Source organism: Nonomuraea sp. LPB2021202275-12-8 (assembly GCF_037044575.1).
Taxonomy (GTDB): Bacteria; Actinomycetota; Actinomycetes; order Streptosporangiales; family Streptosporangiaceae; genus Nonomuraea.
In genome coordinates this window covers 60244-84661 of record NZ_JBAHWD010000039.1, presented here as the reverse complement: position 1 = coordinate 84661, position 24418 = coordinate 60244, and the positions used below count along the sequence as shown (strand labels likewise).

Annotated in this window: 19 protein-coding genes and 2 pseudogenes; 11 read left to right on the top strand and 10 right to left on the bottom strand. The window is 68.1% G+C overall.

Annotation, left to right across the window (positions count from 1 at the left end; all coding sequences use genetic code 11):
• Nucleotides 1-468: 468 nt before the first annotated feature.
• Nucleotides 469-1221, bottom strand: coding sequence for a VOC family protein (locus tag V5E28_RS41815; RefSeq protein ID WP_336215476.1), 753 nt, complete (start codon nt 1219-1221; stop codon nt 469-471).
• 218 nt (nt 1222-1439) lie between these two features.
• Nucleotides 1440-1928: a DUF1579 family protein gene (locus tag V5E28_RS41810; protein ID WP_336215474.1), complete on the bottom strand. Its 489-nt coding sequence runs from the start codon at nt 1926-1928 to the stop codon at nt 1440-1442.
• Nucleotides 1929-2015: 87 nt separating this feature from the next.
• On the opposite strand from V5E28_RS41810, the gene V5E28_RS41805 reads away from it, so the two are divergent.
• Nucleotides 2016-2354: an ArsR/SmtB family transcription factor gene (locus tag V5E28_RS41805; protein WP_336215473.1), complete on the top strand. Its 339-nt coding sequence runs from the start codon at nt 2016-2018 to the stop codon at nt 2352-2354.
• Nucleotides 2351-2776 carry an SRPBCC family protein gene (locus V5E28_RS41800; RefSeq protein ID WP_336215472.1) on the top strand — a complete coding sequence of 142 codons (426 nt, stop codon included), beginning with the start codon at nt 2351-2353 and terminating at the stop codon, nt 2774-2776. The genes V5E28_RS41805 and V5E28_RS41800 overlap by 4 nt, the downstream gene beginning before the upstream one ends.
• 488 nt (nt 2777-3264) lie before the next feature.
• Here the strand turns inward: V5E28_RS41800 and V5E28_RS41795 are convergent, their stop codons facing one another.
• The 7 genes and pseudogenes from V5E28_RS41795 to V5E28_RS41765 all read right to left on the bottom strand — a co-directional run bounded on the left by V5E28_RS41795 (nt 3265) and on the right by V5E28_RS41765 (nt 10968).
• A complete protein-coding gene (locus V5E28_RS41795; RefSeq protein ID WP_336215471.1) occupies nt 3265-3885 on the bottom strand; it encodes a response regulator transcription factor in 621 nt (206 codons plus the stop codon).
• Complete coding sequence (locus V5E28_RS41790) at nt 3882-5090, bottom strand: sensor histidine kinase (protein ID WP_336215470.1); 1209 nt, start codon at nt 5088-5090, stop codon at nt 3882-3884. Before V5E28_RS41790 ends, V5E28_RS41795 begins: the two co-directional genes overlap by 4 nt.
• A 35-nt stretch (nt 5091-5125) precedes the next feature.
• Nucleotides 5126-6946 (bottom strand): hypothetical protein, encoded by a 1821-nt coding sequence (locus tag V5E28_RS41785; protein WP_336215469.1) that lies wholly within the window; start codon nt 6944-6946, stop codon nt 5126-5128.
• Entirely contained in the window at nt 6931-7698 is a 768-nt protein-coding gene (locus V5E28_RS41780) for an ABC transporter ATP-binding protein (RefSeq protein ID WP_336215468.1), read from the bottom strand. Before V5E28_RS41780 ends, V5E28_RS41785 begins: the two co-directional genes overlap by 16 nt.
• A 280-nt stretch (nt 7699-7978) precedes the next feature.
• A pseudogene (locus tag V5E28_RS41775) lies at nt 7979-8188 on the bottom strand (IS1380 family transposase); the annotation flags it as partial.
• Between the two features lie 434 nt (nt 8189-8622).
• Entirely contained in the window at nt 8623-9255 is a 633-nt protein-coding gene (locus V5E28_RS41770; RefSeq protein WP_336215467.1) for a DsbA family oxidoreductase, read from the bottom strand.
• Nucleotides 9256-9603: 348 nt separating this feature from the next.
• A complete protein-coding gene (locus tag V5E28_RS41765; RefSeq protein ID WP_336215466.1) occupies nt 9604-10968 on the bottom strand; it encodes an ankyrin repeat domain-containing protein in 1365 nt (454 codons plus the stop codon).
• A gap of 188 nt (nt 10969-11156) precedes the next feature.
• Between V5E28_RS41765 and V5E28_RS41760 the strand changes: the two are divergent.
• Together V5E28_RS41760 and V5E28_RS41755 are read left to right on the top strand one after the other, a co-directional pair.
• Nucleotides 11157-11308, top strand: a pseudogene (locus tag V5E28_RS41760) (IS5/IS1182 family transposase); the annotation flags it as partial.
• A 128-nt stretch (nt 11309-11436) separates the two neighbouring features.
• Nucleotides 11437-12147 (top strand): 2-phosphosulfolactate phosphatase, encoded by a 711-nt coding sequence (locus tag V5E28_RS41755; protein ID WP_336215464.1) that lies wholly within the window; start codon nt 11437-11439, stop codon nt 12145-12147.
• A gap of 462 nt (nt 12148-12609) precedes the next feature.
• On the opposite strand, the gene V5E28_RS41750 is transcribed toward V5E28_RS41755, so the two are convergent.
• Entirely contained in the window at nt 12610-13449 is an 840-nt protein-coding gene (locus V5E28_RS41750; protein ID WP_336215462.1) for a prephenate dehydratase, read from the bottom strand.
• A gap of 560 nt (nt 13450-14009) precedes the next feature.
• Between V5E28_RS41750 and V5E28_RS41745 the strand changes: the two genes are divergently transcribed.
• The 7 genes from V5E28_RS41745 to V5E28_RS41715 all read left to right on the top strand — a co-directional run bounded on the left by V5E28_RS41745 (nt 14010) and on the right by V5E28_RS41715 (nt 24410).
• On the top strand, nt 14010-15290 hold the full coding sequence (locus V5E28_RS41745; protein ID WP_336215461.1) for an ABC transporter substrate-binding protein: 1281 nt from the start codon (nt 14010-14012) through the stop codon (nt 15288-15290).
• Nucleotides 15291-15354: 64 nt separating this feature from the next.
• Nucleotides 15355-16332, top strand: a complete 978-nt coding sequence (locus V5E28_RS41740; RefSeq protein WP_336215460.1) for a carbohydrate ABC transporter permease — start codon at nt 15355-15357, stop codon at nt 16330-16332.
• Nucleotides 16329-17246, top strand: a complete 918-nt coding sequence (locus V5E28_RS41735; RefSeq protein ID WP_336215458.1) for a carbohydrate ABC transporter permease — start codon at nt 16329-16331, stop codon at nt 17244-17246. The genes V5E28_RS41740 and V5E28_RS41735 overlap by 4 nt, the downstream gene beginning before the upstream one ends.
• A gap of 65 nt (nt 17247-17311) precedes the next feature.
• Entirely contained in the window at nt 17312-19741 is a 2430-nt protein-coding gene (locus V5E28_RS41730) for a glycoside hydrolase family 10 protein (RefSeq protein WP_336215457.1), read from the top strand.
• A gap of 22 nt (nt 19742-19763) precedes the next feature.
• Nucleotides 19764-21914, top strand: a complete 2151-nt coding sequence (locus tag V5E28_RS41725; protein ID WP_336215456.1) for an alpha-galactosidase — start codon at nt 19764-19766, stop codon at nt 21912-21914.
• 43 nt (nt 21915-21957) lie between these two features.
• A complete protein-coding gene (locus V5E28_RS41720) occupies nt 21958-23625 on the top strand; it encodes a glycoside hydrolase family 13 protein (RefSeq protein WP_336215454.1) in 1668 nt (555 codons plus the stop codon).
• A gap of 50 nt (nt 23626-23675) precedes the next feature.
• Nucleotides 23676-24410, top strand: a complete 735-nt coding sequence (locus V5E28_RS41715) for a GntR family transcriptional regulator (RefSeq protein WP_336215453.1) — start codon at nt 23676-23678, stop codon at nt 24408-24410.
• Nucleotides 24411-24418: the final 8 nt, after the last annotated feature.

The window sequence follows — 24418 nt, the reverse complement described above, 5'->3', positions numbered from 1 at the left end:
GGGAGGGCGAAGCGAGGCGTAATCTTCTCAATCTCGAGACTATTGCCGGTACGACCATGTGCCGAACTACTTCCTCTGACGAGCGGACATCGTTATCGTCTGCTCGGTGCGAGCATCCAACGATCAGCGCGAGCGCTGCCTTCGCAAGGAGAGATGTCTGCTTATCAACGTTGCGGTGTGATCAGACACCCACAAGCCGACCAGGTCCGCTTCGGTCTGTGAGTTCGCCGTCGCAGTGGGCGGTGAACTGCAGGAGCTCGCCGCGGTACGCGCGGACGGTGTGGGCGGAGGCGCTGGCGTTCTTCTGGTCGGTGAGGAGGTCGTCCAAGTGGCGGGCGAGGGGTGGGCGCGGCTGAGCTGTTCCACGGTCACCGGGTCCATGTCGCCGCCCCCCTTTCGCGAAGTTGCGAGACAACCGAAGTTATCGCGCAACTGATCGCCGCACTCTCGGCGTCTGGAAATCAAGTACTACGTCGAGGGGCTTGCCGCAGCACCCAGGACGCAGAACTCGTTGCCATCCGGGTCGGCGAGGACCTTCCACGGGACGTCGCCCTGGCCTACGTCGGCGGGCGTCGCGCCGAGGGCCTCAAGCCGGGCCACCTCTGCCGCTTGACCGTCGACGGGGGAGGGCAGGAGGTCGAGATGGACGCGGGTCCACATGTCCTTCAGGTGGGGCGTGCGGACGAACTCCAGATACGGGCCGACACCCTTGGGGGAGCGCAGCATCGCGTGATCGTCGGTCACTTCGTGCAGGGTCCAGTCGATCGCCTCGCCCCAGAACCGGGTCATGGCCCGCGGGTCCGCGCAGTCGACGACCACCGCGGCGATCGGCCCGGTGTCCCGGTAGATCTCCCGAGGCTCCAGGACGCAGAACACGTTGCCCTCTGGGTCGGCCAGGACCGTCCACGGGACGTCGCCCCGGCCCACGCCGGCGGGCGTCGCACCGAGCTCCTTCAGGCGCGAGAGCAACTCCGCCTGATGGGGGGCAGAGGTGGTGGCGAGGTCGAGGTGCACGCGGTACTTCACTGTTTCGGGGTCCGGGACGGTGACGAGATCGACGTAGAAGGCGTCGGGGTCCGGCCAGGCGAAGCCTTCGGGTTCGAGGTTGGTCACGCCGGGTCCCTCGCTGGAAACATTCCAGCCGAGCGCCTCCGCCCAGAACCGGCCCAGCGCCGAGTCATTCCGAGCTTTGAAATTCACCTGAACAAGTCGCAGCGCCATGCCGCCTACCCTATGCCTAACGGATCAACCGGGATGAACCACGCACCTTCGACTCAACTGGCGGAAACGGGTGGTTCGGGGACTTCGCAGAGCGGCCGCGGCCCAGGAAGTTGATGGGGGCGTGGCCGAGGAGGATGGGCGGGCGACGTCCTCGACCTTGACCGGGACGCCCTGGGGCGAGGCGAACTCGACGGTGAGGCTTTTGATCTGCGAGGGATTCAGCGGCGAGGGATAGCGCTGGGGCTGGGAGCCCTAGTGAAGCTCATGTCCATCCAGTGCCGCCAGTTCGAGCCGTTGTCAGTGCGCTCCCATTCGGCCGTCATGGAGTCGCCGTCTTCGGCGATCACCAGCGTCGCCCGCTCCGTCTCGCCGGCGAACGTCCAGACACCCCCGTCGTCGACGCTTGCCCGCATGGTGACGAAGTTGCCTTGATTGTCGAAGGAGCGCATGGGATAGGTCCGGCTCGCTGGATCGTAGGGCCCGATCATCTCGATGACCTCGACGTGTTCCTCATTCATGCGCACGTCCACACGGTGAATGAGGAAGTGCTCGCCCGCCAGCCACTCGTAGGTGTCCGACCCGGCGATGCGGATCGCCGGGTCGATCGCGGTGGCCGCTATACGCCCCTGCGAACGCCAACGGCCAACCAGCGCATTCAGGCGCTGGGTCTCCGATCGCGGGGTACGGGTGTTGTCGTCTCCTGACATGGCGGATCCTCGTCATCAATAGCGTGTAAGATGTTGCTTAAAGACTTACATACTGTCCCGGTAGCGCGCAAACGAAGGCGGTGGCCCATGGACGACGCGCTTCGCGCTGTGGCGGACCCGACCCGCCGCGCCATCCTCGTCCTGGTGCGGGATCGCGAGGTAGCGGCAGGCGAGATCGCCGAGTGCTTTCCCGAGATCAGTCGCCCTGCGGTATCCCAGCATCTGCGAACGCTGACAGCAGCCCGCCTCGTCGACGTCCGCCGCGCAGGCAATCGCCGCTTCTATCGGCTACGTCCGGAGGGGCTGGCCGAGGCGGTGACGTTCCTGGAGACAATGTGGTCCACCTCGCTCAGCCGCCTCCAGTCCGAAGCCGAGCAAGAAGAACGCGCGCACACTGGTGACCAGGACGTGAAGGGATCGTTGTGAGCAGGACGATTGAGCAGACGTTGCACATCCGTGCGCGTCCCGAGACGGTCTGGCGGTTCTTCACCGACCCGGCACGCCTGGCGCGATGGTGGGGAACGGCCGAGCTGGACGCCCGCCCCGGCGGCACCTTGCAGGTTGCGATGCATGAGGGCCCACGCCCGGTGATGCGCGGACGGTTCGTGGAGTTCGTGCCGTATGAACGTCTCGTCTTCACCTTCGGCTGGGAGGCCACACCGGGAGCGCCCGACATGGCACCAGAGGCATCCCGAGTCGAAGTCACCCTGACCCCGGACGGTGACGGTACCGAGCTCACCCTGCGCCACAGCGGTCTGCCGACCGTACTCGAAGAGGAGACCAGCGACGGCTGGACGCACCTGCTCCATCGTCTGGGCGAAACCGCAGAACGCCAGGAACTCCCCTGAACCTGGTCGAACATGCGCGTACGTCGCACCCCTGCTGCCGCCTCACGAACCCTGGTCGCCGTCAAAGCCACATCACCGCCACCGGCTAACCGCCATCGGGCTGTGCACGTTTACGCGTACTCGCCTCCGCAGCGGGAGGTGTACGCCGACAACACTCACACAGCGTCAAGAGAGCCATGCCCCCAGACCCACGGGCATGGCTCTCTTTTTCACTAACACTCCAAGGCAGTTGATCAGCAAGTGGCTCTCAAACCGACCGACACATGGCTCTCGGATCCACCTTCATAGCCAGTCGAGGATGCCGGGCCGGTGAAGGGTCTTGTCGATGCGGCCGTACTCGGCGAACGCCTGCCCGAGCGGGGCTGGGTTGCCGTCCCCGGGACGTCGGCCCACCAGAACCGCTGGTCGCCGAGGTCGGCGAAGCGGGGAATCCTGGTCGTTGACGGCGTTGAGCAAGGTGATGCCGCGCTTGTAGGCCCGTTGGTCGACTAACTGAGCAAGCCTCGTCGATAACCCTCGCCGACGGCGGCGGCGCGGTCGCGGACGCCGAGTTTGTCGTAGATGTGCAGCAGGTGGGTCTTGATGCTGGCCTCGCTGATGAAGAGCTTGGCGGCCGCCTGGCGATTGGAGGCGCCGTCGGCGACGAGGGCGAGGACCTGGAGTTCGCGGTCGGTAAGGGCAGCCTTCACCGGTCGGCGTACCTGGCCCATCAGGCGGCCGGCGACCGACGGGGACAGGACCGGCTCGCCCGCGGCGGCGGCGCGGACGGCACGCAGGAGTTCGTCGGTGGGGGCGTCTTTGAGGAGGTAGCCGGTGGCGCCGGCTTCGATGGCGGGCAGGACGTCGGAGTCGCCGTCGAAGGTGGTCAGGACGAGGGTCTTGATGCTGGGGTGGGAGTGGCGCAGGGCGGTGATGGCGCTGACGCCGTCCATTTCGGGCATGCGCAGGTCCATGAGGACGATGTCGACCTCGAGTGCGGCGGCGCGTTCGATGCCTTCGCGGCCGTTGGCGGCTTCGCCGGCGACATCGATGTCGGGCTCGGCTTCGAAGGCGGCGCGCAGGCCGTCGCGGACGATGGGGTGGTCGTCCACGATGAGGAGGCGGATCACCGGGGGTTGCCTTGGAGCGCCGGGACGGTGGCGCTGACGGCGGTGCCCTCGCCAGGCGTGCTCTCGATTTCGAGGGAGCCGCCGACGCCGCGTACGCGTTGTCTCATGCTGCTGAGTCCGAATCCTTTGCCGTTGGGGTTGTGGATGCCGGTGCCGTTGTCGCGGATGTCGAGGAGGACGACGGCGTCGGTGTAGGAGAGGGTGAGGCCGGCGCGGGTGGCGCCCGCGTGTTTGGCGACGTTGGCGAGGGCTTCCTGGGCGACGCGGAAGAGGGTGACCTCGATGGCGGGGCTGAGGGGGACGCGGTCGCCGGTCACTTCGACGTGGAGGTCGACGCCGGTGGTCTGGGTCCAGTCGCGGGCCAGGGTGGTCATGGCTTCGGGGAGGTGGGCGTCCTCGAGCTGGTGGGGCTGGAGGGCGGAGACGGAGCGGCGGGCTTCGGTGAGGCTGTCCTGGGCGAGGTTGAGCGCAAGTTGGAGGTGGGTGCCGGAATCCGTGACGCGTTGGGCGGCGCGTAGCTGGGTGATGATGCCGGTGAGGCCTTGGGCGAGGGTGTCGTGGATCTCGCGTGCCATGCGCTGGCGTTCGTCGAGGATGCCGGCCTGGTGGGCTTGGGTGAGGAGCTGGGCGTGGAGGTCGGCGTTCTCCTCCATGGCGGTCTGAAGGTCGCTGACTGCTTTCCGGTATTTGCGCTGCCGGTCCTCGATCTTGATACCGGCGATGGAGCCGCCGCCGATGGCGATGGTCTGCACGGCGATGATCGCCAGGTAGAAGGCGATGAGCTGGATGGTGGCCTGGGCCCAGTCGAGCGTCGATCCGTACAGGACGAAGGAGGTGGCGGCGACGGCGGCGAAGGTCCACTTGGAGGGAGCGAAGTTGGCGGCGAGGAAGAAGCCGGAGATGCAGTAGATGGTGAAGATGGGGTCGTGGAAGGTCAGCAGCGCGGCGGTGGCCAGAACGCCGGCGAAGTGAACGGTGACGGCGACCCTCCGCCGGCGCACGGCGGCGGGGAGGAGCGTGCGGGCGCCGACAGTCCAGGCGAGGGCCAGGGCGGCGAGCCCGAGTGTGCGGGGGATCCCGCCTGGGGGCTGGTCGGGTGAGGCCAAGCTGATGACGAGGGAAGCGGCGAGGGTGACGTAGGGGACGATCTCGACGGCGTTCTCGAAGCGTCGTTCCCAAGGGGAGAGCGGGAAGGGGTCGTTCATCCGGGGCGTGCCCTCCTCTCGGGTACGGACGGCTTTCAGCTGGTAGCGGCCGATGAGGACGAGCTTAGGCGCATGGGGATCAGGATGGCGTAGCCGTACATGAGCAGCCCTAGGGCGATCATGAAGATGATGGTGGGCCATTGCCAGATCGGCGGGAGATGAAGGGCGAGGAACCATACGCGTTCCTCGACGCCGAAGATCTTCATGATCATGGGCACGAGTCCCTGGGGGAACAGGGGAAGCCAGGCGAGGGTGTAGCTGATCGTGACGCCGATGCGGTGCTGGATGGGGAGGTCCGCGGTGGTGGGTTTGTCGGCCTGGAGTGCCGGACCGTGCTTCATGAGGTTGAGCAGATCGATCCCATGGTTCTCGAGTCTGCGGTAAGCGATCTTGCCGAGTCCCCAGGCGCTGAGGGCGCCGGTCAGCACACCGGTGGCGATGCCGGCCCAGGGGTGAAGGAGGATGGCGCCGGCCGCGGGCAGGGCGATGGCGGGGACCGCGACGAGCACGAGCCAGGCGAGGCTGGTTTCAGCGGTTTCGTCGGCGCCGGTGCTGAGCGGGTTGCCACCACGCTTGTGGGGGTCGGTTCCGGGGACGAGCGAGGTGACGGCGAGCAGGACGATGAGCCCGGCGGCGCCGCCGAGGAGAGCGGGGAGCAGGCCGAGTACCCACGGCCAGGCCCAGGCCTGGCCGCTGACGAGGGTGCCGGCCAGGGAGAGGACCACTGCGGCTGGGCCGACGATGAGGAGCCAGGCCAGTTGGCGTCCGCGGACGTCGGCGCGTTCCGCACCGGGGGTCATGAGGGTGAGCCAGAGGGCGGTCCCGTCGGCGCCGTAGAGGTTGGCAGAGGACGCGGCGGCCATCACGATCGCGATGAGTCCCGCGAAGGGGACCATGATCCAGATGTTGAGGGTGAGGAGCAGGAGGGGGGTGACGATGGCGTAGGAGAAGGCGACGGCGAGGAGCTGGATGCGGACGAGGTCGCGCCACCAGGCGCGCAGTTCCTTGGCGGCGGTGAGGCGGGCGCCGCTGGTGGCGGGGAAAGGGCGGGGCGTGCCGCGGTGGGGCGGCACACCACCGCGTGCGGCCGAGACGACGCGCCGCGCCAGCAGGCCGGCCCAGGCGGCCAGGAGGAGAGCGATCACGCCGGCGTTGGCGACGAGGATGGCGAGGGCGAGGGGCCAGGGGGCCTCGATGGCCGCCACGCCCCATCCGGAGGGCAGGGCGCGGACGAGAACCTGGGACCAGGCGGTGGTGTCGGCGCCGCCCAGAGCCACGGCGGGTGCCCAGCCGTTGCTGCACAGGGCGATGGCGGTGCCGGTCACGATGCCGACGGCGGCCGCGGTGGCGCGGGATCTGACGAACAGCCCGATGAAGGCCACGATGACGCGGGAGATCATCACCATCGTGATGAGCGTGGTGACGGCTACTGCCAGGCCGATGAGCACTCCGGCTGGGCCGAAGCGCCAGCCGTACACGGGCAGGGACAGCAGGGCGATGAGATTGACCGCGGGTGCGGGGCCCGCGAAAGCTCCGGCGAGCAGTGCCGCCGCGATCCGGCCTGGCGTGGCCGGGAGCATGGAGAAGTATTCGGGGCGGAGGGCCTCGTTGCCGCCCCCGATGAAGATGGGGCCGAAGATCCAGCCGGAGAGCCACACGGCCAGGGTGAGGGGCAGGTAGGCGGGCCACAGGACGGCGACGGCGATCGTTCCGAAGGCCAGGATCAGCCCGCCCGTGACGCCGATGTAGAGGTTGGAGGCGTTGTCGCCGCGCAGGGAGTGGCGCATGATTGCCAGCCGCATGCGGATCATGTGCTGTGCCAAGGCGGCCGGGCCGGGGGTCAGGACGTGAGCCATGCCAGCCCCTCCGTTCCTCCGGCGCGGGCGCCGACGAGGTCGACGAAGGCGTCCTCCAGGGTTCCGGCGCCGCGGACGTCGGCCAGCGGCCCGGCGGCTACGACGCGGCCGTCGGAGATGACGCCCACGTGGTCGCAGAGCTGCTCGACGAGGGCCATGACGTGGCTGGAGATGATCACGGAGCCGCCGTTGCCTGTGAACCTGCGCAGGATGGCCTTGATCGTGGCTGCGGAGACGGGGTCGACGGCCTCGAAGGGCTCGTCCAGGACGAGCAGGCGGGGCGCGTGCAGGAGGGCGACGGCCAGACCGATCTTCTTGCGCATGCCGGTGGAGTATTCGATGACCAGGGTCCGCTCTGCGGAGTCGAGTTCGAGGATCTGGAGGAGTTCGTCGGTGCGCTCGGCGACGACGGCGGGCTGCAGGCCGCGCAGCAGGCCGAGGTAGGTGAGGACCTCGCGGCCGGTGAGCCGTTCCGGCATGGCGTTGCCGTCGGGCAGCACGCCGATCAGTCCCTTGGCCTGGACGGTGTCACGCCAGACGTCGACGCCGAAGATCTCGGCGCTGCCGGCGTCGGGGCGGAGCAGGCCGACGGCCATGGCCAGGGTGGTGGTCTTGCCGGCGCCGTTGGGGCCGACCAGGCCGTAGAAGGATCCGGCGGGGACGGTGAGGTGGATGTCGTCGACGGCCACGTGGTCGCCGAAGGCTTTGCGGAGTCCGATGGTGCGGAGGGCGGGCTCCCGATGTGTTGGCATGCCTCGAGAATCGCGCGGGGGCGGGGGGCGGCGGATCGTCCGGCCGGAGAGCAGGGTGGTGGATTCCGGCATCAACCGATCGGTTGATGCCGGAGGGGCGGCTGGTCCGTGTTGCGGTCACAGCGTCACTGTCCACCAGCACATGTTCGGCCGGCTCGACCAGACTCTTCTTGCGGCGGCGCTGTCGCCGCACTGGCCCGCTGTCAGGACCAGCGACAGGACCCGGCAGCGGCCGTCAGCCGACAGGCCGCTGAACACCGCGGCCCCCGGCATGTCGCCTGGCGTTGCCAGGCCGCAGCAGGATGGCCAGGGGTTCGCCGGAACCATCCGGACCGTGGTCGGCGAAGACCGTCATCAGGTGGAGGCCGAAGGCCTTCTTCCAGGTCGGCGCGGCGTGCTGTTTGTCGGAGTGGGCGATGACGATGGTGGCGTCGAGGTCGAGGGGGATCAGCTCGCCAGGTGCTGCAGTTCCTGCCAGTTCCCAGGCGCGCTACGCCCGCAGGGGAGAGGAGCCCGTGCAGCATCAGCGGAGGTGGTGATCTTGCTGTGTGAAGCGACATTCTTCACGCGGCAAGTGCCCTCTGGTCTGGCGTGGACAGGACACTAGACAAGCCCCATCCTCCCAGCTCAAAGGCGCTTTTCTTGTGTGAGCGATCAGGCCCGGCAGATGTGAATCTACAATGTAAAGGCGGAGGCTTCTCAGAAAATACACCCTTCAAAAGGGAACGGGCTTCGCCCGCCCGCTCACCAAGAACACGGCCAGATTCTCCCGGCCGGCCGACTTCGAGTTGCGTCAGGAGGCGAGTGGGAGGTCCTTGCGGGTTCAAGGTCGGTGGCCTCGCCACGTGCACGCGATGACCGTGCTGGGCGGGCTGCCCACGGTGGTGTGTCGTTCGGAGTCGTTCCTCGTCGCGGCCGGGTGCGCTACCGCCCGCCGGCCTGCCGGAGCGCGTCGCCGAGCGCCTCGGTGCTGGTCACACCGACGATCAGTTCGCCGTTCTCGAAGACGAATCTCGGCACGGTGGTGACGCCCTCGCGCCGCGCTGCGGCCATTTGCTCACGTACCTCGGCGTCCCCCTCCTCGGTGGCGAGAAAGTCCCGCACCCGGCCGCCATTCAAGCCGATCCGCTCGGCCAGCTCGGTGAGTCGCGTATGGTCGGCGATGTTCACGCCGTCGCGGAAGTACGCGTCGAATAGGGCGGTCGCCAGCGCGGCCTGCACCCTGGCACCGTGCTCGTACAGGGTCAGCCACTGCAGCCGGTGCGCGGTCAAAGTGTTGACCGCCATCGCACGGTCGAATCGGTACTCGATCCCTTCCCTGGCACCGAGCCGTGTCATATCCGCGACCATCGCCTCGGCCTGTGCCGGGCCGAACATTTCGACCACCGTGTCCATCAGCGGCCGGGGCTCCTCGGACGCGTCGGGAAGAAGCTGGTACGGGCGATGGACGAGTTCGACGTCCGATTCCGCATCGGCCGCGGCCACCGCGCGGTGGAACTGATGCGTGCCGAGGCGGCACCACGGGCACGCGATATCGCCGTATATCTCTACTTTCATCCTGGGTCCTCATGAGTTCTGGAGTAAGCCATCCGGCAGACTCCGTGGTGGATAGTGGCTGCCGGCAGATGAGCACTCCTGGCGAAGGACCGTGCCCCTGCCGGTTGGCCGGGAGAGTTGATCGCTGATTCTCGTGTGGAGGTAGCCGGCGAGTCGGGGATCGGCGCTCGCGGTGGAGTCCCGCAGTACTCGGAGGGCATGGGACGATGCGGGAGTTCGTCCAGCATGGTGATCAGGGCGGTTTCCTGGCGTTCGCCGGGGGCACAGACGCCGGACTTGTAGTCGGTGAAGTCCACGTCGATGCACGGGTTGATCGCGACGTGGGCAGCTCGGACCCGCAGCAGTGACTCAACGCGATCGAGACTCGATCAGATCGTGGAGCTGCTGAGTCACGGGATCGTGCGGGCGAGCGGCGAAGGCTATGTGCAGCCAGCCGTCGGCGTCGGCTTGGAGGAGATCGTCGCGGATGGATGGGTCGGCACCGCGCTCCAGAAGCAGGCGGATCACCTGGAGACGACCGCCCGGGATCGCCCAGTGCAGGCCGGTCCGCCCGAGGTAGGGCGCGACGTCAGGATGGACACCGCGGTCGAGGAGCCAGCGCACGACCTCGATCCGGCCGTGCTGGCAGGCGTGGACGAACGCCTCTCCCACGATCTCCTCCGGATCATCGGTCGTCGGCAGCCGAGACGGAAAGCCTGCGCCGGTGTCGGCGAGGTCGGGGCGCGCCGACGCGACGTCCGGCCGAAGCCTGCCGTCCGCGTCGAAACAGGCCCGCACCAGATCCAGCCGGCCGCACGCGGCATACGTCCAGAGCGCCTGCGGGACGATTCCGTGCTCGGCGAGCAGGTCGACGACCTCCGTGTTGTTGTGGTAGATGGCGTTCTCCAGCGCGGTGATGCCCCATTCCCGGATGCCAGGCTCGGCACCGGCATCGAGCAGCAGGCGCACGTACTCGACCCGGTTGAAGCGGGCGGCCCAGGCGAGCGGGAGATCCAGGTTGGTGGCCTTGCCGACCAGGACATCGACTGCGGCGCGCGGCACGCCGAGCTCCTTCTCGAGCCGGACACCGGGGATCGTCTCGGGACCCGCGAGCATGTGCAGAAGGGTGTCGGCCTGCTCGGCGCTCAGACCGGCCAGCCGATCGGTGTCGCCGGCCAGCAGGGCTTCGGCCTCGCGGTGCAGCTGCCGCCGCTTCTCCCGACGTTCGTGGAGATCGCGCCGGGACTTCTCGGTGAACGACACGAGTTCCTGCCAGGTCGGGAAGCCGAGCTCCCGCGCGATGATCAGCCGCGCGTCGCGAAGCCCGGCGGTCGCGGCGGAGGTCGCGGTGGCGTGCCGGCGTACGTAGGCACGCAACCGTTGCAGCGCGCCGGGATCGTCGCGGTGCAACTCGGCGAGGAGGGCGTCGGCCATCGAGGCGTAGATGCCCGGCCTGACTCCCATGAGGCGGGACACCGGCCGTTCTTCGGTGGTGCGGCGGCTCTCGACGTGGGCGCGAAACCCGGCCCAGGTCCGGAATCCATGTTCCTGCGCGAGCACGAACTGGGCGTCGCTGAGCAGGAACCGCTCGGCAGCTCGATCGCTCAGCACGTCGGCGACCCGGGCTTCGGCTGCCGCATCGCCTGCCGCGTACGCGTGTTGCAGGTGCTTGGCCTGCTTGCGGTAGTACTCCAGGTTCGGATGGGCCGGGAGCTCGAAATGACGATCGGACATCGCAACCTCCTTCGTCGCCGAGGTCCGCTTGCCCGGCCGGAAAGAGGTTGGTCTTGTCCAGTGCGTTGACGTGCTGCTCGAGGTGGGAAAATCCCTGCCCGCGGACTGGCAGCGCCCTCGCACGCTCCTTTCAGAGTAGTGATCGGCTCTGCGTGGAGGCAACCGTTGGGAAGCGTCTTTTCATCCCCCACGCCAGGCTCCGCGGACCCGGCGAACTGCGAACGCCCAGCTGAAGAGCTGGAAGATCCTGCGCAAGCTACGCTGCAGCCCTTCCAAGGCCGGCCACCTGTGCAAGGCCGTCGCCGTCCTTCAAAACCACCGCGTCGCACATGCAGCCTGAGGATGAAAGGAACCGATGATAGTGCAGGTGAAGATCGCGATTCAGCGAGTGCGGCTGGAGGGCTCGGAATTCCGGGTGATCCGCCCGGCCAAACCACTCTGGATGCCTCGGGTCGGGCATGTGCGATCATGACCGAAATGGACGCTCGTTTCCTTGGTATCGCTGATCTGGTCGAAGCCCCGTCCGTGGCGGTCGTAGTCGACGTCATGCGTGCTTTCACCGTGGCTGCCTGGGCCTTTGCCCAGGGGGCGGAAAAGATCGTTCTTGCTGAGTCGCTGGATGAAGCCCTGGCGCTCAAGGCTCGCCACCCGGATTGGGTGGCGCTCAAAGACGGTCCGCCCTCGCCCGGGTTCGACACCGTCAACTCGCCGGGCCTGCTGCGGTCTATTGACCTTGGCGGACGTACCGTTGTGCAGAAAACCACGGCAGGGACAGTCGGCGCCCTTGCGGTCAAGGAGGCGCCGCTGGTGCTGTGCGCCAGCTTCGTGGTGGCGGAGGCAACGGCTCGGCTCTTGCGGGCGCGCACGAGTGACAGTGTCACGTTCGTGGTCACTGGCGAGGACGGGCGGGCCGATGAAGATCTGGCGTGCGCTCAGTACATCGCTCGGAGGGTCACCGAGGCTGGGGCTGATGCTACTGAGTTCCTCCGCCGCGCTGCCGAGTCGCGCGCCGCCGCCGAACTGGCGGAGGGGGTGCGTCAAGGAGTCCATCCTGATGACGTTGCGCTCTGTCTTGAGGTCGACCGGTTTCCCTTCGCCATGGTGGCGACCCTGGAAGGCTCGCTCATGGTCCTGCGTCCACGCGCGATGCCTTCGCTGACTGACGAGGACCCGGTCTGATCGCTGGTGAGGCCTGCTTCCAGCATGCGAGAGCGAGCACTCTGTCGGGTACGCGGTATCAACTGCATGTCCCGATGGCGGTGGTTCGGTGCGGCGGCTTCGCGGAGCCGGTCCTCCGGCTCTGGCTGCGGCCCGCTTGTGGATGCCGATCAGCGACAAGAGTCTGCCAGCACGGTGAGACGCATGCACGAATCACCTGGTCGGTCTACGGATAGGGGCCGGCGAGGCCATTGAGACCATCGCCATCCCGCCCGCCGTGCCCTACGCCGACACCGTCACCGCACACAGTCTGCGCGCCGGCGGTGCCACCGTCGCCGTCATCGCCAACTCGGCCGCTGGCGGCTCAACTGCAAGGACTGTGCACTGGGATGCGGTTGGCCAGCCGAGGCCTGCGTACCAGATCTTCGGAGGGCGCCGAATAGACGGTGGTCCAGGAGGGCGCCCCTGCGCCCGTCTCGAGAATCAGTTGGCGCGGGACGGGTCGGCCGGGTAGACCCCGAGGATCTTCACGTCCGTGGTGAAGAACGCCAACTCCTCCAGCGCGTTCTTGAGGCCGGGATCCTCGGGGTGCCCGTCGACCTCGGCGAGGAACTGGGTGGCCGTGAAGTGGCCGCCGACCATGTAGCTCTCCAGCTTGGTCATGTTGATGCCGTTGGTCGCGAACCCGCCGAGCGCCTTGTAGAGCGCGGCCGGCAGGTTGCGGACGTTGAAGACGAACGAGGTGACCACCGGGCCCTGGCCGCGCGGTGCCTGCACGAAGTCCGGGCTGAGCACCACGAACCGGGTGGTGTTGTGTTCCTCGTCCTCGACGTCGCGGGCGAGGATGTGCAGGCCGTAGATCTCCGCCGCGAGCGGCGGCGCGATCGCGGCCTGGGTCGGGTCGTCCGCCTCGGCCACCTCGCGCGCAGCGCCGGCGGTGTCACCGGCGATCACCGGCACCAGGTCGTGCTCGCGGATGATCCGGCGGCACTGGCCGAGGGCGTGCACGTGGCTGTGCACGGCCTTGATCGTGTCCAGGGTCGCGCCCGGCGGTGCCATCAGGTTGAACTGGATGCGCAGGAAGTGCTCGCCGATGATGTGCAGGTCCGAGGTCGGCAGGAAGTGGTGGATGTCGGCGACCCGGCCGGCGATCGAGTTGTCGATCGGGATCATCGCCAGCTCGGCCTTCCCGTTCTCCACCACCGCGAACACGTCCTCGAAGGACGCGCACGGCACCGTATGCCAGTCGGGGTAGTGGTGCTTGCACACCATGTGGGAGTTCGAGCCGGGCTCACCCTGGTAGGCGATACGTCGTGCGGTCACCCCAGCAGTTTTTCATGAAGCCGGAGCGCGGCTGCCCGATGACGGCCCAGGCTCGTCAGCGTGAACACCGAACAGGGCACGGCCTTGGCGCTGACCTACACGTGATCTCCAGCCCCGGCCGCCAGTCGGCCGGGCCGGCATCTTCGTGCTCATCCCGGCGAGCAGCGGGCCGGCGGCTGAGCGTCGGCAGGGCGGTCCGCGCCCGACGATCACTCGGTGGCCGGGAAAGGACTAGACCAGTGGGCCCTCGGAGTGAACGGTTGCCTCACCTGCCGTCTTGATCCCAGCGTCGAGATGGCTACCGGTGTCCCGGCGGTCAGCCGGGGCAGGTAACCTGCCCGCGTCACTCACGAAGACGTGAAGTGGCAGGTGAGCGGTGCCGGGCCGGTCCCGTACCGGTGACGCCCATCCCTCGACCGGGGCTCAGCCGGCGTGGGGCAGATTGGGATTAATGGGGCAGGAGGGGCAGTCTTGACAAAATGGTATATACCTATTAGCTTCCCAGGCCATACCACTTAGTCAGGCCTGCGGTGACGACGGCCGAACGCGGGAGGCAAAAGATGATCAGACGAAGGGCCGTTGCAGCCGGTGCCATCCTCGCGGGCACGGTGCTGTTGTCCGCCTGCGGGCTCTCCGGAACAGGCGACGGCGGCCAGCCGAAAGCCGGCGGCGAAGTCACCGGAAAGGTGACGCTGCAGACCTGGAACCTCAAGTCCCAGTTCTCCGACTACATCGAGGGCGTCATCACCGCCTTCGAGAAGACGTACCCGGGGACCAGCGTCACCTGGCTCGACCAGCCCGGTGACGGTTACGAAGAGAAGCTCCTCACCCAGGCGAGCGCGGGAGAGCTGCCGGACGTGACCAACACCACTCCCGTCTTCAGCTACCAGCTGGCGAAGGAGGGTCTCCTGGTCGACCTCGACGGGATCGACGACTCGCTCAAGGCGACGTATGTCCCGGGTTCGCTGGCCGCCTTCCAGTTCAACGGCCAGAAGGGCACCTACGGTTACCCCTGGTACCTCACCACGGAACTGAACTACTGGAACACCGCCACGATGGCCGCCGGCGGCCTCGACGCGAAGAGCCCGCCCACGACCCTCGACGAGCTGGTCACGCAGGCCCGGACGCTCAAGGAGAAGTCCGACGGCAAGTCGTTCCTGATGAGCAGCAAGCCGTACGTGGGCACCTTCTCCGCGGCCGGCATTCCCATCATCAACGAGGACGGGACGGAGTTCGTCTTCAACTCGGACGAGGCCGTCGCGCTGCTCGACACCTACCGAGAGGCCTTCAAGGAGGGGCTGCTGCCCAAGGACGTGCTCACCGACGACTTCCTCGGTAACACGCAGCTGTTCACCAAGGGGGCAGTGGGGTGGACCACCGCCGGCGGCAACTTCATCGGCACGGTGCTGGAGAGCAACCCCTCGCTCAAGGGGAAGATCGCGTCCTCGCCCTACATCGGGACGGCCCCGCTCTCCGTCCAGGGCGTGTCGGTCCCGAAGTCCTCGAAGAACCTGCCCACCGCGAAGGCCCTGGCGCAGTTCCTCACCAACGCGGCGAACCAGGAGACGTTCGCGAAGCTGGTCCCCGGCATCTTCCCCTCGACCACCGCGTCTCAGGCGAACGCCGCGTTCGGCGAAAGTGATGGGACTCCCGAGGGTGACGCCAAGGTGATCGCCTTCAAGGCCCTGACCGAGGCGACGGTGCCTGAGCCGGTGCAGCTCACCGGGGCGATGTCGACGTACGTCAAACAGCAGATGGCGGCGGCCATGACCGGGGAGCTGACGTCCAAGGAGGCGCTCGACTCCGCGGTCGCCAAGTGCAACCAACTGCTCGCGCAGTAGGGCGGAAGGTGGCGCCGGGCCGGAGGACACCATCCCGCCCGGCGCACGGATCGGGAAAGCGCAGATGACCAAGATCAAGACACCGCTTCGCCAGGACTCGTCCTCGAAGCCGCACAGCCCGGCCTCGGCCGGCTCGCCACCTGCGGGTGACCGGCCGGATGCCGTGCTGGTCCGCACCCACGCGTGGTTCACCCCGTGGCTGCTGTGCCTGCCGGCGATTGTGTTCCTCCTCATGTTCAACGTGTGGCCCGCGCTGAACGGGTTCGTGCTCGCCTTCACCAACGCCAAGCTCCTGACCGGCGGAGAGTTCACCGGCCTGGAGAACTTCGGCCAGATGCTCGACGACGAGCAGCTCGCTTCGGCGCTGCTGAACGCGGTGGTCTATCTGGCCGTGTGCCTGCCGCTCCTGCTCCTGCTGCCGCTGGGCTTGGCGCTGCTCGTGGAGAAGAAGCTGCCGGGCATCACGTTCTTCAGAACGGTCTTCTACACGCCGGTCGTCGCGTCGGCCGTCGTCGTGGGTCTCATCTGGACCTGGCTGCTGGACGACAGCGGAGCGGTCAACTCGATGGCGAAGAACCTCGGGTTCATCAGCGACTCGATCCCGTTCCTGACCGACCGATGGCTGGTGGTCTTCAGCGCGATCACTCTGACGATCTGGAAGGGCTTCGGCTACTACATGGTCATCTACCTGTCGGCTCTCGGCAGTGTGCCCCCCGAACTCCACGAGGCGGCCGCGGTCGACGGCGCCGGAGCGTGGCGCCGGTTCTGGGCGGTGACGGTGCCGGGTGTCCGCAACACGATGCTCCTCGTCGCGATCCTCATCACGGTGGGCGCCCTGCGGGTGTTCTCCGAGCTGTACATCCTGACGAACGGCTCCGGCGGAGTCGGCGGGGATGCCTCCTCGGTCGTCATGCTGATCCAGATGTACGCACGCGGCTTCAGCGGCAACCTCGGCTACGCCTCGGCCCTGTCGCTGCTGCTGTTCTTCGTCACGCTGGGACCGCTGCTCCTTCTCGCCCGTATCAACAGGGTGAAGCCGTGACAGCGACATCGGCGCAGGTCCGCTCGCAGCGCCCGGACCACGGATCGGGGCCCAAGGCCAGGGCACGGCGCGGGTACCGAGGGTTCTCCTCCATGTCCACGCGCGAGAAGGTCGTACGTTATTTGCTTCTCGTGCTCGTGCTGATCATCACCGTCGGGCCGTTCGTCTGGCAGCTGTCCACCTCGTTCAAGGGCGCGGGTGAGGACATCTACACGCGGATGCCGTCCCTCCTCCCCGAGGACCCGACGCTGGCCAACTACGTGACCGCCGCCGAGACGGTTCCCATCCTGGGGTTCGCGTGGAACTCCCTCGTCGTGGCCGTGATCTCCGTGATGGGCAACGTCGTGGGGGCCACCATGGCCGGCTACGCGCTCACCCGGCTGCGCTTCCGCGGCGCCAAGCTGATCCTGGGCGCCATCCTCGCGAGCATGCTGATGCCGGCCGAGGCGACGCTCGTGGCGCAGTATCTGACGATCCGTTCCATGGGCCTGACCGACACGCTCCTCGGCGTCGCCCTGCCCGGGGCGATCGGCATGCTCAACATCCTGCTCATGCGGACCGCGTTCCTGGCGATCCCGAAGGAGCTCGACGAGGCGGCGATCGTCGACGGCGCGAACGCATGGCACCGTTTCCTGCGCATCGGACTGCCCAATGTGAAGGGAATGGTCGCCGTCGTCTCGGTCTTCGCGTTCATCGCCGCCTGGGACGACTTCCTGTGGCCGTTGCTCGTGCTGACCACTCCGGAGAAGCTCACGCTCACCGTCGGGCTGGAGTATTTGCACGGAACGTTCTCGGCCAACCCGCGGGTCATCGCAGCCGGAACGATGATCGCTTTCTTCCCGGTGGCCGTCTTCTTCGGCCTCCTCCAGAGGTACTTCTTCCGCGGCGTCGACGCCGGCGCCGTCAAGGGATGACTCATCCCGAGAAACCATTCCGATCGGATTGTTACCGATCGGTCGAATTCCCACAGGGAGCCATCATGGGTGTTCATCGACGTGCCGTGTTACGGGGACTCGTCGTCGGCGCGGCCGGCGCGCTCGCCGCGCCAGGACTGTCATGGGCCGAGCAGGCGTCGGCGTCGAGCCGGGGTGCCGGCCTGGGGTTGCCCGCCGTCACCGTGGATCAGACCACCGTGATGGCCGCGGACGGGACCCGATGGCCCATCAACGCGGTGGACGGGGCCAGATGGGAGGGCATGCTCGTCCAGTACACCCCTGATTACGGCTTCACCACGTTCACGAACCCGTGGGGTGCCGAGGTCGCGCTCGAAGCGACCAAGGAGCCCAACCAGTACCGTGTGACGGCCGTGAACTCGGCCCTGATCGACTCCTCGAAGAGCGGTAACACCACCATCCCCGCGAACGGCATGGTGCTCAGCGCCGGGCCGGGAGGCGACCAGGACGCGGTCGCGTTCGTCACCGAGCACTTCTCCGTCGGGGACACCGTCACGATCCTGCGGCCCACCACGGTCGACTCCTCGCAGGAGGCGGCCGCGGTGGATCCCACGGCGGAGTCCAACCCTGACGGCGCGGCGTTCCCCGGCTTCCGGGGGGCGGACCAGCTCCTCGTCTACACGCCGGCCTACGGCAAGTCGACGGGGACCAACCAGTGGGGCTACGAGCTGATCGTCCAGGGCGGTGTCGTCACGGCACTGGCCGGCGCGAACACGGTCATCCCGGCCGACGGTCTCGTCCTGAGCGGCCACGGTACCAAGGCGACCTGGCTCCAGCAGAACGGGCTCGTCGGCGCGCAGGTGAAGGTCGACGGCAAGACCGTCTCCGTGCACCGGGACGTGGGCATCAACATCGTCAGCGCGAAGAACGAGGTCGAGGAACTCGCCGCCGGTGTGCAGGAACGGCACGACGCATTCGTCAACGCGCCCTTCGACGCCGCTTTCCAGAGCCTGACGGCAGCCCGCGGCTGGCTCGCGAAGGCGGAGGCCGCCAAGGGCACGGACGACCAGAAAGTCCTGTTCTACTGCAGTGCGGCCATCTCCGCGGCCCGGGAAGCGTACTATCGCTCCCTTCCGAGCCGCCCGGCCGACGCGCGCGGGGTGTGGTACCGGCCGGTGGAGAAGAACGCCGAGCAGATCGCGTCGACGCTGGCCAAGATGAAGGAGACCGGCGTCAACGAGCTGTACCTGGAGACCTTCTGGGGCGGGTACACGCTCTACCCGAGCAAGGTCAACGTGGCGCACGACCTTCCCGCTCAGCGCCCGGAGTTCGCGGGGTTCGACCCGTTGCGGGCATGGAAGAAGGAGGCGGACCGCCAGGGGATCGCGCTGCACGCGTGGATCGACGGGCTCGCGGTCGGCAACGAGCTCGGCGACGGTCTGGGCCCCATCCTCACCCGGCATCCGGAGTGGGCCGCGGTGGGTCGCGACCATGTCGAGGACGGTAGCCCGGCGACCTCGCCGAACGGCTTCTACTGGCTGGACGTCACCGACCCCGTGGCCCACACCTACTTCCTCGATCTCTGTGCGGAGATGGTGCGGGAATACCGCCTGGCCGGCATCGACCTCGACTACATGCGCTACCCGGACGAGAGCGACTGGGAGCACAGCTTCAACTTCTCCGACGACGCCCGCACCGCGTTCAAGGACCGGGAAGGCGTCGATCCGCTCACCCTGAGCCCGGACGGAACTCCCGACCCATGGGCGAAGTGGACGGCGTTCGTGGCGGAAGAGGAGACGCGCCTGGTCACGGACATCTACCGGAAGATCAAGGCTGACGATCCGGCGGCGGTCGTGTCCGAGGCCCCGGAGGCCGGCACCGAGGCCCGGAAGATCGGGCAGTGGTCCGAGATCGTCGACGTGGTGATCGCCCAGGCGTACACCGAGAACCTCGAGGCCCTGCGCGCGACGGTCGTCGACCACCGCGACAAGATGACCGGCGGACAGCTCATCTACACCGGCATCGGGTCGATGTACAACCGCGCCGGAAGCCACGCGACGATCCGGCAGTCCACAGCGGCCAAGGACATCGACACCGGGACGATCGTCTTCGCGTTCGGGCAGGCGGGCCCCGCACACGTGCGGGCACTGTCGATCGGCCCGTGGCGCGCACCCGCCATCCCGCCGGGCCAGCGCCCCGTGGCCGCGGTGCGGGCGCTCCTTGAGGAGAGCCGCGACCAGATCGGCAAACGCTACCTGCCGCGGAATGGAATGGCGCCCTCCGTCGCCACCGTGCTGACCGCCGAGATCAAGGCCGTGGCACGCGCGCTCGACCGGGGGCGTCCGTCCGACGCGGAACTCAAGTCCACCGACAGGCGGCTGCTCGCGCTCGCGGGCAGCATCGAGCAACTCGCCGGCAAGGGCAAGATCAAGTCCGCCGTGGCGCAGCAGCTGACCGAGCAGATCACCCGCTGCCGCTCCATCATCAACTACGCGATCAAGCGGCGGATGCGCTGACCGCGCTGAAGGGATGAATCTCATGGATGCCGAAGGGCTTGTCCATCTGCGGGCCGGGGGCGTGTCCCTGGTCGTCGACACCCGGGGGAGCGGCCTGCCCAGGGTGCTGCATTGGGGCGCCGACCTCGGCGCGCTCGACGCAACGGACCTGCTCGCGCTGAGCGCCGTCTCTATCCCGCCGACGGGGTTCGGCCCCGTCGACCAAGTGGTCCCGCTGTCGATCGTTCCTGAGCAGAGCGCCGGCTGGCTCGGTACGCCGGGCCTGTCCGGTCACCGTGGCGGACGCGACTTCTCCGCCCAGTTCGTGACAGAGCGGGTGGAGAGCGAGCAAGGCTCGGGGCCGATCGCCCACCGGCTGTCGATCAGCGCGGTCGACAAGCACGGCAGGCTGGGGATCCGGCTCGAGATCGAGATGGCGGTCTCCGGCCTCGTACGGCTGCGCGCCACGCTCTCCAACGACGACCCCGGGCTCGGCTACACCCTGGACGGTCTCCTGCTCACGCTACCCGTGCCGCTGCAGGCGCAGGAGATCCTCGACTTCTCCGGCCGGCACCTGAGGGAGCGGTCACCTCAGCGGCACACCTTCACCCAGGGCACTCACCAGCGGGACAACCGGCGCGGGCGCACCGGTGGGGACGCCACCCTGCTGCTCCTCGCCGGCTCGCCGGCGTTCTCCTTCGAGCGCGGTGAGGTCTGGGGACTTCACGTCGCCTGGAGCGGCAATCACCGGACCCTCGCGGAGCGCAATCCCGACGGTGTCGGCATGCTGGCCGGCGGTGAGCTGCTCCTCCCGGGCGAGGGCACGCTCGCGCCGGGGGAGTCGTACACCTCGCCGTGGGTCTTCGGCAGCTGGGGCCGTGGCCTGAACGACCTGTCGACGCGCTTCCACGACTACCTCCGGGCACGCCCGCACCATCCGGGCGCACGCCGGCCCGTCGTGCTCAACACCTGGGAAGCGGTCTACTTCGATCAGGACGTCACCGTGCTCACCGAGCTCGCCGATCTGGCCGCCGAGATCGGTGTCGAACGGTTCGTGCTGGACGACGGCTGGTTCCGCCACCGCCGCGACGATCATGCCGGACTGGGCGACTGGTACGTCGACGAGAACGTATGGCCAGGCGGGCTGCACGCGTTCGTCGACCACGTTCGCGCGGCCGGGATGCAGTTCGGCCTCTGGTTCGAGCCCGAGATGATCAACGTCGACTCCGACCTGGCGCGCGCCCACCCCGAGTGGATCCTCTCGGCCGGCTACCGGCTGCCGCCCGAGGGCCGCCACCAACAGGTCCTCGATCTGGCCGAGCCTGGGGCCTTCGCGTACATCCTGGAGCGGATGAGCGCATTGATCACTGAGTACGGCATCGATTACCTCAAGTGGGACCACAACCGCGACCTGGTCGAACCCGGGCGGGCCGCGCACGGTCGGGCCGGAGTGCACGAGCAGACCCGAGCGGTGTACCGGCTGATCGACACCCTCAAGTCCCGCCATCCGGGGCTGGAGATCGAGTCCTGCTCCTCTGGAGGTGCCCGCGCCGATCTGGGCATCCTCGACCGGACGGAGCGGATCTGGGCCAGCGACTGCATCGACGCCCTCGAACGGCAGCAGATCGAGCGCTGGACCGGTCTGCTGCTGCCGCCGGAGATGATGGGCTCGCACGTCGGCTCCCCCGACTCGCACGCCACCGCCCGCGTGCACGACCTGGCGTTCCGCGCCGGTACGGCCTTTTTCGGCAGCTTCGGGATCGAGTGGGATTTGCGATCGGCTTCGCAGGCCGACCGGCAGGCCCTGGCCGAGTGGATAGTGCTCTACCAGCAGCACCAGGAACTGCTCCACACGGGACGCGTCGTCCACGTCGACCACCCAGACCCGGCGCTCCAGGTGCACGGGGTCGTGGCCGTGGATTCCGCCGAAGCGCTCTTCACCTTCGTGGCCGTCGCCACGTCAGCGCAGACCCGACCCGGGCCGGTCCGTGTGCCGGGGCTCGACCCGGATGCGGACTACCAGGTCACCCCGCTGCCGCTCACAGCGGAGGTCTCCAGGTTTCTCGCCGGCACCTGCCCGCCGTGGTGGACCGGTGGCATCACGCTGCCCGGCCGGGTCCTCGCGGAGCACGGTGTTCAGATGCCCGCGCTCTTTCCCGAACGGCTCACGATGGTCCACTTCGCTCGAGTGTGACCGTACCTGTCCGACGAGCCCCGCAACAGAGAAGGATCATCCCGTGACCGACGTCAAGAGCGCACCGGCGCACGTGCCCGCCGCCCGAGCAGGCGACCCCGACTGGTGGCGGCAGGCCGTGGTCTACCAGATCTATCCGCGCAGCTTCGCGGATGGCAACGGCGACGGCATCGGCGACCTGGCGGGAATCATCTCGCGTGTCGACCATCTCGCCGAGCTCGGCGTCGACGCCGTCTGGATGAGCCCGTTCTACCCGTCAGCACTGGCGGACGGCGGATATGACGTCGATGACTACCGGGACGTCGATCCCCGGATCGGAACCCTCGACCAGTTCGACGAGCTGGTCGAGGCGCTGCACGTGCGCGGCATCCGGCTCATCATCGACCTCGTCCCGAACCACTCCTCGGATCGTCACGAGTGGTTCCGGGCCGCCCTCGCCGCGAAGGCCGGGTCGCCCGAGCGGGATCGGTTCATCTTCCGGGACGGCCGCGGGGAGGACGGTGAGCTTCCGCCGTCCGACTGGAGGTCTCTCTTCGGCGGCCCGGCCTGGACGCGCGTGCCCGACGGGCAGTGGTACCTGCACATCTTCGCCAAAGAGCAACCCGACTGGAACTGGGCGAACCCCGAAGTCCGCGTGGACTTCCTGCGGACGCTGGCGTTCTGGGGCGACCGCGGCGTCGACGGCTTCCGCGTCGACGTCGCCAACGCCCTCACCAAGCGGCTCCCCGAGGTGCTGCCCAGCCAGGAGGACCTGGCGGATGAGACGTTGTACGCCGTGGGCGACCACTGGCTGTGGGATCGCGACGACGTCCATGACATCTACGCCGAATGGCGGACGTTGTTCAACAAGTACGACCCTCCGCTGATGGCGGTCGCCGAGGCCTGGGTGCCCGCCGAGCGCCGAATCCGGTACGCGGACGCCGCAGGCCTGGGGCAGGCCTTCAACTTCGACCTGCTGCGGGCCGACTGGGACCCCCAGCAGTTCCGTACGATCATCAGTGACAACCTGGCACTGGCGGAGCCCTCGGGAAGCTCGAGCACCTGGGTGTTCTCCAACCACGACGTGGTCCGCCACGCGACCCGTTACGGGCTCGCCGGGGGAGGCGACGGCAACGACTGGCTCCTCTCGCGCGGGACGAAGCCGGTCGAGGACAGAGACCTCGGAGCACGGCGGTCGCGGGCGGCCACCCTGCTGGCCCTGGCACTTCCCGGCAGCGCCTATCTGTATCAAGGAGAGGAACTCGGCTTGCCGGAGGTGGCCACGATCCCCGACGAAGCGCGCCAGGACGTGGTCTTCTTCCGCAAAGGTGGCATCGAGATGGGCCGGGACGGGTGCCGGGTGCCGCTCCCCTGGACCGAACACGGGACCTCTTTCGGGTTCGGCCCGGGCGGCGCCCACCTGCCGCAGCCGGCCTGGTTCGCCGAGTACGCGGCCGATGTGCAGGAGAAGTCGCCGGACTCGGCCCTGCACCTCTACCGGCGGGCACTCGGCCTGCGCCGCCGGCTGCAGACCGCTGAGACGCTCGAGTGGCTCACGAGCGACGCCCCCGTCGTCGCGTTCCGGCGGCCGAACGGCTGGGTGTCGGTGACGAATTTCGGCACGAAGCCGACCGCGTTGCCGGAAGGAGAGCTGCTGCTCGCCAGCGGGCTGTTGAACGAGGGCAACCTCCTCCCTCCGGACACGACTGCCTGGCTTCGGACTGTCGTATAGGCCTCTGCCGGACCTTTGAACGATCGGTATATACCTCTTATGCTCGCAGCATGACATCGAACCCGTCCGCCCCGGTGACGGCGAAGCAGCCGAAGTACCTGCAGATCAAGGAGTCGCTGCTGGCGGACTACGTCGAAGGACAGCCGGCTGGTCACATGCTGCCGCCGGAGCGCATCCTCGCACAGGACTTCGGGGTCACACGAGTCACACTCCGGCGGGCGATCGACGAACTCGAAGCCGACGGTCTCGTCTACCGCGTTCAGGGCGGCGGCACCTTCTGCGTCGGGCCGGCAATCGCGAAGTCCCTCAAGTTGACGTCGTTCTCCGAGGACATCCGCGCCCGAGGCCGCAAGCCCACCTCCGTCGTCCTCGACGTGGCCATCTCGCCGGCGGTCGAGGAGGCTGGGCGCCAGTTGCGGCTCAGCCCGGGTGAACCGGTCCTGCAGGTCCGCCGGCTGCGCCGGGCCGATGGCGAGCCCATGTGCCTCGAGGCGTGCGCGCTGCCCGCCGAGAGCGTCCCGGGCCTGCAGGACATGGACCTGACGGGCTCGCTGTACGAGCTCGTCGGCCGCGAGTTCGGACTGTATCCCTCGTGGGCGGAGCAGCGCGTCGAGGCGACGGTGCTGGCGCCGGACGACGCGAAACTCCTTGGGGTGCCGTCGTTCTCGCCGGCCCTGCGCGCGACGCGGGTCTCCTATGACGCGCGCGGCAAGGCGATCGAGTACTGCGTCACGACCTATCGCGCCGACCGGTATGCGTTGCAGTTCGCCGTCAGGAGGGACTGACCGGACGT

What these genes read in the sequence shown, in the direction of transcription:
- V5E28_RS41815 (WP_336215476.1), bottom strand. Translation starts at nt 1,221, where the DNA reads ATGGCGCTGCGACTTGTTCAGGTGAATTTCAAAGCTCGGAATGACTCG.
- V5E28_RS41810 (WP_336215474.1), bottom strand. Translation starts at nt 1,928, where the DNA reads ATGTCAGGAGACGACAACACCCGTACCCCGCGATCGGAGACCCAGCGC.
- V5E28_RS41805 (WP_336215473.1), top strand. Translation starts at nt 2,016, where the DNA reads ATGGACGACGCGCTTCGCGCTGTGGCGGACCCGACCCGCCGCGCCATC.
- V5E28_RS41790 (WP_336215470.1), bottom strand. Translation starts at nt 5,090, where the DNA reads ATGAACGACCCCTTCCCGCTCTCCCCTTGGGAACGACGCTTCGAGAAC.
- V5E28_RS41785 (WP_336215469.1), bottom strand. Translation starts at nt 6,946, where the DNA reads ATGGCTCACGTCCTGACCCCCGGCCCGGCCGCCTTGGCACAGCACATG.
- V5E28_RS41780 (WP_336215468.1), bottom strand. Translation starts at nt 7,698, where the DNA reads ATGCCAACACATCGGGAGCCCGCCCTCCGCACCATCGGACTCCGCAAA.
- V5E28_RS41770 (WP_336215467.1), bottom strand. Translation starts at nt 9,255, where the DNA reads ATGAAAGTAGAGATATACGGCGATATCGCGTGCCCGTGGTGCCGCCTC.
- V5E28_RS41765 (WP_336215466.1), bottom strand. Translation starts at nt 10,968, where the DNA reads ATGTCCGATCGTCATTTCGAGCTCCCGGCCCATCCGAACCTGGAGTAC.
- V5E28_RS41755 (WP_336215464.1), top strand. Translation starts at nt 11,437, where the DNA reads ATGACCGAAATGGACGCTCGTTTCCTTGGTATCGCTGATCTGGTCGAA.
- V5E28_RS41745 (WP_336215461.1), top strand. Translation starts at nt 14,010, where the DNA reads ATGATCAGACGAAGGGCCGTTGCAGCCGGTGCCATCCTCGCGGGCACG.
- V5E28_RS41740 (WP_336215460.1), top strand. Translation starts at nt 15,355, where the DNA reads ATGACCAAGATCAAGACACCGCTTCGCCAGGACTCGTCCTCGAAGCCG.
- V5E28_RS41730 (WP_336215457.1), top strand. Translation starts at nt 17,312, where the DNA reads ATGGGTGTTCATCGACGTGCCGTGTTACGGGGACTCGTCGTCGGCGCG.
- V5E28_RS41725 (WP_336215456.1), top strand. Translation starts at nt 19,764, where the DNA reads ATGGATGCCGAAGGGCTTGTCCATCTGCGGGCCGGGGGCGTGTCCCTG.
- V5E28_RS41715 (WP_336215453.1), top strand. Translation starts at nt 23,676, where the DNA reads ATGACATCGAACCCGTCCGCCCCGGTGACGGCGAAGCAGCCGAAGTAC.